General features: G+C 58.9%; 11 protein-coding genes. 5 read left to right on the forward strand and 6 right to left on the reverse strand.

Annotation, left to right across the window (positions count from 1 at the left end; translation table 11 throughout):
* Positions 1-106 precede the first annotated feature (106 nt).
* From CVE23_RS17815 to CVE23_RS17825, 3 genes are all read left to right on the forward strand, one after another.
* On the forward strand, positions 107-439 hold the full coding sequence (locus tag CVE23_RS17815; protein ID WP_022634696.1) for a FlxA-like family protein: 333 nt from the start codon (positions 107-109) through the stop codon (positions 437-439).
* Positions 440-615: 176 nt separating this feature from the next.
* The gene (locus CVE23_RS17820; RefSeq protein ID WP_038920080.1) at positions 616-978 is read left to right on the forward strand and encodes a FlxA-like family protein; all 363 of its coding nucleotides are present in this window, start codon (positions 616-618) and stop codon (positions 976-978) included.
* Between the two features lie 122 nt (positions 979-1,100).
* The gene (locus CVE23_RS17825; RefSeq protein ID WP_038920081.1) at positions 1,101-1,469 is read left to right on the forward strand and encodes a FlxA-like family protein; all 369 of its coding nucleotides are present in this window, start codon (positions 1,101-1,103) and stop codon (positions 1,467-1,469) included.
* Positions 1,470-1,706: 237 nt separating this feature from the next.
* On the opposite strand, the gene CVE23_RS17830 is transcribed toward CVE23_RS17825, so the two are convergent.
* The 5 genes from CVE23_RS17830 to CVE23_RS17850 all read right to left on the reverse strand — a co-directional run bounded on the left by CVE23_RS17830 (position 1,707) and on the right by CVE23_RS17850 (position 9,853).
* The gene (locus CVE23_RS17830) at positions 1,707-1,928 is read right to left on the reverse strand and encodes a DUF3820 family protein (protein ID WP_013319269.1); all 222 of its coding nucleotides are present in this window, start codon (positions 1,926-1,928) and stop codon (positions 1,707-1,709) included.
* Positions 1,929-1,935: 7 nt separating this feature from the next.
* The gene (ligA, locus tag CVE23_RS17835; protein ID WP_100850057.1) at positions 1,936-3,987 is read right to left on the reverse strand and encodes an NAD-dependent DNA ligase LigA; all 2,052 of its coding nucleotides are present in this window, start codon (positions 3,985-3,987) and stop codon (positions 1,936-1,938) included.
* An 11-nt stretch (positions 3,988-3,998) separates the two neighbouring features.
* A complete protein-coding gene (gene hldE, locus CVE23_RS17840; RefSeq protein WP_038920083.1) occupies positions 3,999-5,426 on the reverse strand; it encodes a bifunctional D-glycero-beta-D-manno-heptose-7-phosphate kinase/D-glycero-beta-D-manno-heptose 1-phosphate adenylyltransferase HldE in 1,428 nt (475 codons plus the stop codon).
* 133 nt (positions 5,427-5,559) lie between these two features.
* Complete coding sequence (glnE, locus tag CVE23_RS17845) at positions 5,560-8,388, reverse strand: bifunctional [glutamate--ammonia ligase]-adenylyl-L-tyrosine phosphorylase/[glutamate--ammonia-ligase] adenylyltransferase (protein WP_455424151.1); 2,829 nt, start codon at positions 8,386-8,388, stop codon at positions 5,560-5,562.
* A gap of 133 nt (positions 8,389-8,521) precedes the next feature.
* On the reverse strand, positions 8,522-9,853 hold the full coding sequence (locus CVE23_RS17850) for a CYTH domain-containing protein (RefSeq protein ID WP_100850059.1): 1,332 nt from the start codon (positions 9,851-9,853) through the stop codon (positions 8,522-8,524).
* A gap of 307 nt (positions 9,854-10,160) precedes the next feature.
* Here CVE23_RS17850 and CVE23_RS17855 point away from each other — a divergent pair, with 307 nt between their 5' ends.
* Complete coding sequence (locus CVE23_RS17855) at positions 10,161-10,781, forward strand: TIGR04211 family SH3 domain-containing protein (RefSeq protein ID WP_038921108.1); 621 nt, start codon at positions 10,161-10,163, stop codon at positions 10,779-10,781.
* A gap of 151 nt (positions 10,782-10,932) precedes the next feature.
* Complete coding sequence (locus CVE23_RS17860) at positions 10,933-12,180, forward strand: multifunctional CCA addition/repair protein (protein WP_038920086.1); 1,248 nt, start codon at positions 10,933-10,935, stop codon at positions 12,178-12,180.
* A 52-nt stretch (positions 12,181-12,232) separates the two neighbouring features.
* On the opposite strand, the gene bacA is transcribed toward CVE23_RS17860, so the two are convergent.
* Positions 12,233-13,054: an undecaprenyl-diphosphate phosphatase gene (bacA, locus tag CVE23_RS17865; protein WP_038666142.1), complete on the reverse strand. Its 822-nt coding sequence runs from the start codon at positions 13,052-13,054 to the stop codon at positions 12,233-12,235.
* Positions 13,055-13,097: the final 43 nt, after the last annotated feature.

The following is a 13,097-nucleotide window of genomic DNA, read 5'->3' on the forward strand; positions in this document are numbered from 1 at the left end:
TAGAATTCGCTTTTTGGTTAATAATCACTCATAAGATCGCGCCAGGTGCCGATAATAAAGATAGCAGGGACAGTCCCCTGCCCAGACGACATAATCAGGAGGATGTATGCTGAGTCCAATTACCAGCTCTGCGTTTGCAGTGATGCCGGTGCCAGCATCCACCAGCGTCGAAACCAACACTGAACAGAAGGTTTCCGATCGCAATCTGCAAAACCTGAAAGCCGCCGAGACATCGGGCGAGAGCACTAAAAAGCAGCAGGAAACCACGATTAACGGACAGCAGCAGTCGATGCAGGCTCAGATTGTGGTGATGCAAGGCCAAATCGCACAGTTGCAGACTCAGCAAGTGCCGCCGCCGCAGGAAAGCAAACCGCTGGTCAAGCCGGTTGAAGGCGTCAATCGTCCGTCTGCCGAACATGCGATCGATATTTACATTTGATTGGTCAAGAGCGTGAAACCGAATAACCAAGCCCGCTGCCAGACAGCGGGTTTTGCTTTTTTAGGGAAGCGGCACAAAGGACGCTAAAGTCACCAGAGAGCGGTGCCGATAGCCATATCGCAGGTGTGATCATTCTTAGGAAGTAGATTATTTCTCAGAAAGCAAAGGAGGTAGGTATGGTAAGTTCCGTCGGTTCAGCAACATCAGCGGCCTCAGGATCAGCAGGTACCAGCACTGCAGGCATTGAGCAAAAGATCATGCAACTCACCAAACAGATTCAGACCTTGACCAAAGATCTGAGTAAAACTGTGGCGAAAATGCTCGAAGCCAAGAGCGATGAAGAACGCCAATTGTTGCAGCAGCAACAAAAAATGGTCCAGGCGCAAATCCAGCAATTACAGCAGCAGATTCAGCAACTGCAGCAACAGAAAGCGCAGCAGCAATCACAATCAGCGACTGACGCTGTCTCTTCGCAGACCGAGAAACAGGAAAAGACCAACCCGCTTTCATCCGATCGCACAATCGATACCTACATCTGACGGGATGTTATTATCCTGATGTATTTGTATGTTTATCGTCAGGAAAGCGAAAAGCCAGTAAGGATGCAGCTGGGCTATGTCGATAACGGCATAGCCACTATGACTATTTTCAGGAGGAATTTATGGCAAGCTCTATCGGCTCGGCAACATCGGCCGTCTCTGCATCCTCGGGCAGCAGCGGTACCAGCGTTGATCAGCAGATCGCCCAGCTCAATCAACAGATCCAAAAGTTGACTCAGCAGGCGACAAAACTGGCGACACAGCTGGCATCAACCCAGGATGCAAATCAGCAGGAAGTTTATAAACAACAGCAGGTACTGATTCAGGCGCAAATCCAGCAGTTGCAGGCACAGATTCAGCAGTTGCAGCAGCAGAAAACGCAGCAGTCTCAGTCCCAACAGTCTGATGTGTCGTCCTCAGTGCAATCGACCAAACCTCAGGAAGGCGTCAACGCGCCGACGGATGAGAACAGCATCAATATCTACATCTAATCCTGTAGCTGACTGATTATTGTCTGGCATGAACAAAGCATCATTATCGAGAGGATTAATGGTGCTTTTTTATTTCAGGGGACTCGATACGGCAGGCAGCGTGAATAATAGATATGCCAGAGAACAGCGAAGCGGTGAGATCATCGGCGGTGGACTCCTGCCATGACAACCTCAATCTGATAACAACCTGCCCAGAGGATAACGTTCCAGAGCACAACCCATTCGAACCACAATGTATCAGGGCTGGGGACGGCGCAGCGGCTTAACCAGCCCCTGCAACCCTTCCATCTTGATCGCCAGCGTAATCTGCATCAGCTCCCCTAACCGCCCGGCCGGGAATTCGCCCTTGCGGGCGAACCAGAGGAGATACTCTTCCGGCAAGTCGATCAGCATCCGGCCTTTGTATTTGCCAAAAGGCATCGGCGTATTGGCTATCGCCAGCAGATCCGCTTTTTCCATGTTCCCCTCACCCCAGCAGGCGCATCATTTCCGCTTCATCGATGACCTCAATGCCCAGCTCCTGCGCTTTGGTCAGCTTGGAACCGGCCGCTTCGCCCGCGATCACCAGATCGGTTTTCTTCGACACGCTGCCGCTGACCTTCGCCCCCAACGCCGTGAGGCGATCTTTGGCTTCGTCACGGGATAATAGCGTCAGCGAGCCGGTCAACACCACGGTTTTTCCGGCGAACGGGCTATCCGAAGCCTCAACATCCACCACTACCGGGGCCGGCCAGTGAATGCCAATACTCTCGCTGATCAAGTCCTGAATCACCTGTTGATTGTGCGCTTCATCAAGAAAATTACGCACATGGGTCGCCACCACGATGCCGACGTCCTGCACCTGCTGTAGCGCCTCCAGATCGGCGGACTGCAATGCCTCCAGCGTACCGAAATGCGACGCCAGACTGGCGGCGGTCGCCTCACCGATATCGCGGATCCCCAACGCATACAGGAAACGGGCAAAGGTGGTGGATTTGGCTTTATTCAGCGCATTCACCAGATTCTGCGCCGATTTCGGCCCCATACGGTCAAGTCCGGTAAGAATACCAGCGCTCAGGCGAAACAGGTCCGCCGGCGTCTTGACGTACTCTTTCTCCACCAGTTGGTCGATAATCTTATCGCCCATCCCTTCCACATCCAGCGCGCGACGGGAAACGAAGTGCTTCAACGCTTCTTTACGCTGCGCGCCGCAGAACAGGCCGCCGGTGCAACGGGTCACCACTTCGCCGTCTACCCGCTCCAATTCTGAACCGCACACCGGGCACTGCTCAGGAAACACCACCGGGCGGGCATCCGCCGGGCGTTCGGACAGCACCACGCTGACAATCTGCGGGATCACATCGCCGGCGCGTCTTACTGCAACCCGGTCGCCAATCTGAATCCCCAGACGCTCGATTTCATCGGCATTGTGCAGCGTAGCGTTGCTGACCACCACCCCGGCGACGGCGACCGGCTCCAGCCGCGCCACCGGCGTAATCGCACCGGTACGGCCGACCTGAAATTCAACGTCGCGCAGCCAGGTCAACTGCTCCTGCGCCGGGAACTTGAACGCCACCGCCCAGCGCGGCGCACGAGCGACAAACCCCAGCCGTTCCTGCAGCGTCAGCTCGTTGACCTTAATCACCACGCCGTCGATATCGAACCCCAGCGTCTCGCGTTCCTGTTCCACCTGACGGTAGAAATCCAGCACCGCATCGCTGCCAGTACACAGGCGAATGCGATCGCTGACCGGCAGCCCCCAGTCCCGGAACTGCATCAGCCGCTGCCAGTGGGTGTCCGGCAGGGTTCCGCCTTCCACCATCCCAACGCCATAGCACAGAAAGGTCAACGGGCGGGTAGCGGTGATGCGCGGGTCCAGTTGACGCAACGAGCCGGCTGCGGCATTCCGCGGGTTGGCGAACACCTTGCCGCCGGTGCGGCGCGCTTCCTCATTCAGGGCTTCGAATCCCTTGTGTTTCATGAACACTTCGCCGCGCACTTCCAGCCGTTCCGGGATGTTGTCGCCGCGCAGACGCAACGGAATCGCGCCGACGGTGCGAATATTGGCGGTAATATTCTCGCCGGTGGTGCCATCGCCGCGCGTCGCCGCGCGCACCAACAGACCGTTTTCATACAGCAGGCTGACCGCCAGACCGTCGAGCTTCAGTTCACAGCAAAATGCCAACTCGCCATCATTTTTCAGACGGTCATTGATACGTTTGCTGAACGCCAGAAAACTGGTCTCGTCGAAGACGTTATCCAGCGACAGCATCGGCACTTCATGCGCTATCGTGTCAAACGCATCCAGCGGCGCAGCGCCGACCCGCTGGGTCGGCGAATCGGGTGTCACAAGTTCAGGATGCACCTGCTCCAGCGTTTTCAGCGCATTCATCAGCTTGTCGTATTCCGCGTCGGGAATTTCCGGCGCATCCTCGACATGATATTTGTACTCGTGATAGCGCAGTTGAGCGCGCAGCGCTTCAATCTGCACCGACACGGTGGAGATATCGTCGGCAGGCTTCGACTCTTTTTCCAACATAAGCGCGCCCGTCAGTCTCTGGCTTTGATGGTGTTGATGATATTGGTGGTCGAGCAGCCGTCTTCAAAGTTCAGCACCCGCACCTCGCCGCCATTGGCCCATACTTCCTTGCTGCCGGCGATGTCTTCCGGCTTGTAGTCGCCGCCCTTCACCAGAATATCCGGCAGGACTTCGCTAATCAGGCGTTGCGGCGTGTCTTCCTCAAACGGCACCACCCAGTCCACGGCTTCCAGCGCGCCCAGCACGATCATACGCTGCGTCAGCGGATTGACCGGACGGCTCGGCCCTTTCAGGCGTTTGGTGGAGTCATCGCTGTTCACCGCCACAATCAGGCGATCGCCCAGACGGCGCGCATTAGCCAGATAGGAGACGTGTCCGGCGTGCAGAATATCGAAACACCCGTTAGTCATGACCACCGTTTCGCCACGCTGACGCGCCAGCGCCACCGCGTCTTTCAGCTGTGCTTCGGTCATGACGCCAAAGCCGGTGTCGGCACGGCCGCGAATGGCGTTTTCCAGCTCGATCGGCGTTACCGTGGAGGTGCCGAGTTTGCCGACCACCACGCCGGCCGCCGCGTTGGCCAGGAAGCAGGCTTCCTCCAGCGGTTTGCCCGCCGCCAGCGCCGCCGCCAGCACGCCAATTACGGTATCGCCGGCGCCGGTGACGTCATACACTTCCTGCGCCTGCGTCGGCAGATGCAACGGCGCTTTGCCCGGTTGCAGCAACGTCATGCCCTGCTCGGAACGGGTGACCAGCAGCGCAGACAGATCCAGCTCCGCCAGCAGCTTCACGCCGCGTTCCACCAGATCGTTTTCATCTTTGCAGCGCCCAGCCACCGCTTCGAACTCAGACAGGTTCGGCGTCAGCAGAGTCGCACCGCGATAACGGTTGAAATCGGTGCCTTTCGGGTCGATCAGCACCGGCACGCCGGCGGCTCTGGCGGTCTGGATCATGCTCTGTACATGCACCAGCGCCCCTTTGGCGTAGTCGGACAGCACCAGCGCGCCGATTTTCGGCAATGCCTGCTGGATGCGTTCAATCATCGGCTGCGGATCGACGCTGTCGAACCCTTCCTCAAAGTCGAGGCGGATCAGTTGCTGGTTGCGCGACAGCACACGCAGCTTGGTGATGGTCGGATGGGTGGGAACGGAAACGAAGTCGCATTTGACGTTAACTTCGTTCAGTTTGGCGCTCAGGGCGCGGGCGGCATCATCGATGCCGGTCAACCCCACCAGACGCGAACCCGCTCCCAGCGCGGCGATGTTCATCGCCACGTTGGCCGCGCCGCCGGGACGTTCTTCGATGGTATCCACCTTGACCACCGGCACCGGCGCTTCCGGCGAAATACGGCTGGTCGGGCCGTACCAGTAGCGGTCCAGCATTACGTCACCCACAACCAGAACACCGGCGTGGCGAAAATCAGGTAGCGTTACTTTCATTCCCTGGCTCCAAAAACAGGTTCATTTTTAACGCGCGCTATACTATCACATTCAACTACCACACCATCACACTCAACTACCACACTCACCGGGTAGCCACAGCACCCTGGTGGGCCGTTTTGCGCGGCGCGTCTCACTCCAGCCACTTTTGCCAGCTCTGTTGCACCTGCCGCCGCTCGGCGCTGAAACGATCCTGACCAACGCGGCCGGGCAGTTCCTGCAACGCCAGATGATGGATTTCATCGCGCAGGGTGATGTAAGCCAGCCGTAAAGCGTCAGCCTCTTCTTCCGCCATCACGCCGTGGCGGGCCAGCAGTTCCAGAATGCGCACGTTATCAGACCAGCGCGTCAACCGCGGCTCCTGCGCCGCGTAACGCAGCACCAGATACTGGGCGATGAACTCAATATCGGTGATGCCGCCGGCGTCGGCCTTGATATCAAACCCCGGGTCTTTGCTGGCGTGGTGCTGACGCATTTTTTCCCGCATTTCCCGTACTTCGGTACGCAGCGCATCGCCATCGCGCTCACGGCACAGAATCCGCTGGCGAATCTGCTCAAACTGCTGCTGAATAGCGGGTTCGCCATACACCACCCGGGCGCGCACCAGCGCCTGATGTTCCCAGGTCCAGGCTTCATTGCGCTGATAATCCTCGAACGCCGCCACGGTGCTCACCAGCATCCCCGCCGCTCCCGATGGCCTTAAACGGGCGTCGACCTCATACAAGATGCCGGACGAGGTGCGGGTGCTGAACAGGTGCATCACGCGCTGGGCCAGCCGCAAATAGAACTGACGGCCGTCGATGCTGCGTTCGCCATCGGTCGCCACGTTATCCGGGCAATCGATCAGGAACACCAGATCAAGGTCGGAACTGTAGCCCAACTCCCAGCCGCCCAGCTTGCCGTACCCCACCACGGCGAACCCGCGCCCGGAATGAGAGTGCAGGTGGGCAGGCTGGCCGTAACGCGCCACCATCTGGTTCCACGCCTGCTGTACCACGGCGGCGATGATCGCCTCCGCCAGATAAGTTAAGTGATCGCTCACTTTCATGACCGGCAGCGCGCCGACAATATCCGCCGCCGCGATGCGCAGATGCTGCGCCTGCTTGAACTGACGCAACGCTTCCAGTTGCTGCTCTTCGTCCTCTTCCGGCACGCGCATCAGGTATTGACGCAATTCGTCGGCGTACGCATTCAGCGCGGTCGGTTGGTACAAGCTAGCCGGGTCCAGCAGTTCATCCAGCAACAACGGATAACGCGCCAGCTGGCTGGCTATCATCGGCGACACGGCGCACAGACGAATCAGCTGCGTCAGCGCCGGGCGCGACTCCAGCAACAGTTCCAGATAGGTGGTACGGGTGACGATACCCAGCAACAGCGGCGTCAGGCGCGCCACGATGACGTCGGCGTTGGCGTGACCGCAGGCCTGCGCCAGCAACGCCGGCATCAGTTGGTCAAGCACATCGCGACCGCGCGGCCCGATGGTACGGCGGGATAAATCAGCGCGAAAATCCGTCACCCGCGCCAACAGCCGTTCGCACACCTCCGGGGTCAGGTCAGGCGCCAACGTCGCCAGGTCGGTACTATCCAGGCCATCCTGCCACAGGCTGCTGTAATGGCTGTGTTCCGGGGTTTCGCTGCTGTCGGGCGCGTCATCGCCAATCAGCTCATGGAACACCGCACGCACCGCATGCATCTGCTGATGTAAGCGTTCACTCAGTTGCAACCAGTCGTCGCAGCGCATCCCCCACGCCAGCCGCGCCTGATTAAGCGGGTCTTCCGGCAGGGTTTGCGTTTGTTCGTCGGCGATTGATTGCAACAGGTTTTCCAGCCGACGCAAAAACAGATAAGCCTCGCGCAGTTGAGCCGCCTGCGCCGGGGTCAACAGCCCCAGCTCGCCGACCTGCGTCAGCGTCGGCAGCAGAGAACGCCCCTGCAACGTGGGCTCGCGGCCGCCGCGAATCAGTTGAAACACCTGGGTGATGAACTCCACTTCACGGATGCCGCCCGCTCCCAGCTTGATGTTGTTGCGCAGGTCTCGTCGCCGCACTTCGCGGGCGATCATGCTCTTCATGTTGCGCAGCGATTGAATCACGCTGAAATCGATATAGCGGCGGAACACGAACGGCCGCAACATGCGGATCAACTCCTGGCTGTAATGGTCGTCATCGCCGCCCATCAGCCGGGCTTTGACCATCGCATACCGCTCCCAGTCGCGCCCCTGTTCCTGATAGTAATCTTCCAGCGCGGCGAAGCTCATCACCAGCGGGCCGCTGTCGCCAAACGGCCGCAGGCGCATGTCCACCCGGTAAACGAAGCCGTCCACGGTCGGCTGGTCCAGCGCTTTGATCAGCCGCTGGCCGAGGCGGGTAAAGAACTGGGCGTTATCCAGCTCCCGGCGTCCGCCGCGGGTCTGGCCGTTTTCCGGATAGGCGAAAATCAGGTCGATATCCGAGGAAAAATTCAGCTCGCCGCCGCCGAGTTTGCCCATGCCCAGAATCAGCAATGGCTGGGGCTCGCCCGCCGCATTGCACGGCGTGCCCCACTCGCGGCAGCAGGCGTCATACAACCACTGGCGGGCGGCGACGATCAGCGCTTCCGCCAGGACGCTCAGTTGCTGCAATGTCTGCACGGTGGTGCTGAGCTGCAGCCATTGCCCCCAGGCGATGCGCGTCAGAATGCGGCGGCGGAACAGGCGCAACGCCTGCATTAACGCCGCCTCATCGCTGACGCCGCTCAATGTCTGCGATAGCCAGTCCGCATACTGCCGCCACTCTTCCGGCTGGGGCGGCTGCCGCACCATCTCCTGCCGCCACTCCGGATAGCGCGCCAGCGCGTCGCTAACGAACTCGCTGCAAATCAGTACCGCCATCGCCTCATCGGCCAGCGGCGTCGGATCGGAAGTCAACAGACGTTCCGCCTCATGGCGCGCCTGTTCGGTCAGTGGTTCAGACAGCGGAAACAACGATGCGGGATGACAGGTCATGGCGATATCCTTGCACAGCTGCCCCGTCAGGCAGCTTCAATAAAATGTTGAACCGGGGTTATCCGCCTTGCCGGTGCAGGAAAAGCGATAACCCCGAAGCGCGACAGGCGGATTACTGGCCGCTGTGCAGCCAGAACGGCGGCTGTTCGAGCGCCTGCTTGCGGCAGTGCTCCAGTTCGCTGGGTATACTCTGGCCGGCGGACAGCGCTTCAATCAGTTGCATCAGCTCACGCCACGGCTGCAGATAGCGGTGGGCCTCCTCCGGCGGATAAGAGCCGCCCAGCAGCAAAAAGGCGTACACGCCTCGCTGCAAGCGCGGCAATTGCTGGGCGTAATGCAACGCATCCAGCGCATGGCTGAATACGGCTTTCAGTTCAGCCAGCCCGCGGCTCATCATGATATCGGCAAAGCGCTTCCAGGAACTCTGCAACCGCATCAGCTCACGGTTGTCCATGTAGCCGCGCCAGCCGTGTTTTACCAGCCACGAGGTCAGAATCAGTTTGCCCTTCAGGTAATCGGCGCTGTAGCAGAGCGTACCCGCCGTTTCCGTACGCTCGATCCCCTCTTCAAGATGGGTCAACGCCGCACGGAATTCCGAGGTTATCTTACGCGGCACCACGCCCCCGACCAGCACCAGCAGTTCCCGCATCATCGCACCGGCTTCCAGCAATGCCTGGCGCGCCGCACTATCGCCGCGCGCCCACAGTTCCTCATGGTATTGCCAGTGACTGAACGCATATTCCAGTCCGGCGGCAATGCCCTGATCGAGCGTCATTTTCGGCTCCACCGGCAGAAAACCCAGCTCGCTGCGCGGCAGGGCCGGATTGCCTTTCGCCAGATGATAGCCGCGGGCGGCTTTGCTCAGGCTCCCTTGCCGTAAGCCGCCGATGTCGGCCAGTTCGCTGGCGAACGCCAGCAAATCCGCGGTGCGACCGTTTTTCAGCTCCAGTTCCAGTTCGCACAGCGGTTCGACGAATTCGCCGGCGCTGACCTCGCCCTGATCAATGGCGATCTCAATCAGGCTCTGATGGTGGGACACCACCCAGGCTTCCCGCTGAAAATCGGTGCTGAACAGCGGCTGCAACGCCAGAGCCAGCGCATCGATATCGCAATCCTCCGGCCAAATCTCCGCAGGCAGCAGACGAATATCCAGTTGCGGCCCGGGCAGATCCACGTTGTATTCCGGATGTTGATGTAATCCGCCCACCACTTTCCCCGCGGTCTTCACCGTCATCTCATAACGGCCGTTTTCACCGCGGATACGCAGCCCAATGCCATGCCGGCGCAGATAAGCGTCGGCGGTTTCGTAATAAATATTCGCCAGTTGACGGGTATGCAGATGGTTGCTGTGCCCCACGTCGCTCTGCCAGTTTTTCAGGCCCTGTTTGACCGTCTCCACCGCATCGGGGTGAATGATAAATTTTAACTCGATCTCTTCGCTCATAGTCTTGCACTACCGGATATTGCGGAAATGTCGCCAGTAAATAACATTTTATCTCAGGTTGCCACTTTTGCGGCATGGCGTCGCAAACGCCCTGCGAGCGTTCTCACAAGGCGTATGCAACCGGTTTTCGCCATCGCCGAATTTTGGCTATGCTTGAGTCCTCATCACGAATTAACCAACGCACTGATTTACAAAACCAAGTTTACAAAACCAAGAGTAAGACTGTTCCCATTCAGGTTTGCCGGCGGCATCGTCAGACTGGGCGCGCTAACCGCAGAATCTCAATGAACTTAATATATTGAATATGATGAATAAATTACCCTTGTTCCTTGCCGCGATCCTGGGCCTGTCCACCACATTGGGCCTGCATGCGGAAGAAAAACGCTACATCTCCGATGAACTTGTCACCTACACCCGCAGCGGTCCGGGCAACCAGTATCGTATCGTCGGCACGTTGAATGCCGGTGAAGCCGTGACGCTCATCAGCGCCAACGACGGTGCCGGTTACGCACAGATTCGTGACGAAAAAGGCCGCACCAGTTGGATTCAACTTGACCAGCTCAGCCAGACGCCCAGCCTGAAAACCCGGGTGCCAGAACTGGAAAATCAGGTCAAAACCCTGACGGACAGACTTAACAGCGTCGATCAGGACTGGAACCAGCGCACCGTCGACCTGCGCCAGAAAGTCGCCGCCAGTGACGGTACCCTTTCCTCTTTGCAAAAAGAAAATCAGGCGCTGAAAACCCAGTTGGAAGTGGCGCAGAAAAAACTTGAGGTAGCCAACCTGCAATTGGACGACAAGCAGCGCACGCTGATCATGCAGTGGTTTATGTACGGCGGAGGCGTGGCGGGCGGTGGTTTGGTGTTGGGGCTGCTGTTGCCGCACCTGTTGCCCAGACGCAAAAAGAACGACCGTTGGATGGGGTAACACCTGAACACCGGCTCGCCAGCCGCACGGACGCCCCGTTGTGTTCGAGAGGATGTTAATCAACAATAACCGAAATTATCGTTAACTATCATTTCGGTTACGGTTGGTTATTATTTCAATTATCGACACAGCCTAACATCGGGAGCCGGGTTTGAAGATTTACCTTGTAGGGGGCGCAGTGCGCGATGGCCTGTTGGGCAGGCCGGTCACCGAACGCGATTGGGTAGTGGTCGGCGCTACGCCGGAAATGCTGTTGCAGCAAGGCTACCAGCAGGTCGGGCGGGATTTTCCGGTTTTCCTGCACCCGGAGAGCAAAGAGGAGTATGCGCTGGCGCGTACCGAGCGCAAATCCGGCAATGGGTATACCGGGTTTACCTGCCAGGCCACGCCGGACATCACGCTGGAAGAGGATCTGCAACGGCGCGATCTGACCATCAACGCCATCGCGCAGGATGAAGACGGGCGGTTGATTGACCCTTACGACGGTCAGCGTGATTTGCAAAATCGGCTCCTGCGCCATGTATCCGGCGCCTTCAGCGAAGATCCGCTGCGGGTGCTGCGGGTCGCGCGCTTCGCCGCCCGTTATGCCCACCTCGGTTTTCTGATTGCCGAAGAAACCCTGAACCTGATGCAGACGATGACCCGCAACGGCGAGCTGGATTTCCTGACGCCGGAACGGGTGTGGAAAGAAACGGAAAAAGCCCTCGCCACTCAGGATCCGCAGGTCTATTTTCAGGTGCTGCGCGACTGCGGCGCGCTGGCGGTGCTGTTCCCCGAAGTCGACAGTCTTTACGGCGTGCCGGCTCCCGCCCAATGGCATCCGGAAATCGACACCGGCATCCACGTGATGATGAGTCTGGCGATGGCCGCCCGCCTCAGCCCGGCGCTTGATATCCGCTTCGCCACCCTGTGTCACGATCTCGGTAAAGGATTGACGCCGCCGGAACTGTGGCCGCGCCATCATGGTCACGGCCCGGCCGGCGTGCCGCTGGTGGAGGCCTTGTGCCAGCGATTGCGGGTGCCTAACGCGCTGCGCGATCTGGCCTGTCTGGTGGCCGAATACCATGATGTGGTCCACACCGTGCAGATACTGCAGCCCAAAACCCTGCTGAAGCTGTTTGATGCCATCGATGTCTGGCGCAAACCCCAGCGTCTGGAACAGTTGCTCCTCGCCAGCGAGGCGGACGCACGCGGGCGGGCCGGACTGGAGCAACAGCCCTATCCGCAGGGAGACTATCTGCGTGAAGCCTTTGCTGCCGCCAGCAGTATAACCAGCGCGGAAGTGGTGGCGGCCGGATTCCAGCATGCCGCGATCAGGGAAGAGCTGCAGCGCCGTCGCTGCGCCGCGTTGGAACAATGGAAAGCCCGGCGCGCCGAAGCTGCCGGGCCGTCATCATAAGCACATAACCATTATCGTCATCGTCGGGATGCATCGGCGCATCCCGGCGGCATCACATCAGCACCAGCCACACCACTGCCGCCACGATGAAGCGATAAATGGCGAACGGCACGAAAGAGATGCGCTTAATCAACTGCAGGAAAGTCTTAATGGCGATCATCGCCACCACAAACGCGGTCAAGAAACCGGTAGCGAACATCGGCAGGTCGGACAGCGACAGGAAATGCCAGCTTTTATACAAATCCAGCCCGCTCGCGCCCAGCATAATCGGCACCGCAAGAATAAAGGAGAATTCGGACGCCGCGTAGCGATTGACCCCGACCAACATCCCGCCGGAAATGGTCGCGCCGGAACGCGAGAACCCCGGCCACAGCGCCAGACACTGAAAACAGCCAATCAGGAACGCCTGAAGATAGCTGATGTCATCCAGCCCTTCCGCCTTCGCTTTTTTCGGTTTAAACCACTCCGCCAGCAGCAACAGCACGCCCCCGACCACCAGCGCGTAAGTCACGGTAACCGGATTGAACAGCGACTTGATGAAGTCATGCAACACCAGCCCCAATACCACGGCGGGGATCATCGCCAGCACGATGTGCGCCAGCGTCAGATGGCCTTTGCCGCGCCCTTCATGCTGCGGCGGTTGCCCGAAATGAATGCCGATCAAACCGAACATTCTCCGCCAGAACACCACTACCACCGCCAGGATCGACCCCAACTGGATGATGACTTCAAAGGTCTTGGCGGTGTCGCCCTCGAACCCCAGCCAGTGACCGACAATGATCATATGCCCGGTGGATGACACCGGCAGAAATTCGGTGAGCCCTTCCACCACCCCAAGAATGAACGCCACCAGCAACGAATGCAGATCCGCCATCGACCGTTAACTCCCTACCTGCCACATAAAAAAGCGGCCTTGC

The sequence above is a fragment of the Dickeya fangzhongdai genome (assembly GCF_002812485.1).
Lineage (GTDB): Bacteria > Pseudomonadota > Gammaproteobacteria > Enterobacterales > Enterobacteriaceae > Dickeya > Dickeya fangzhongdai.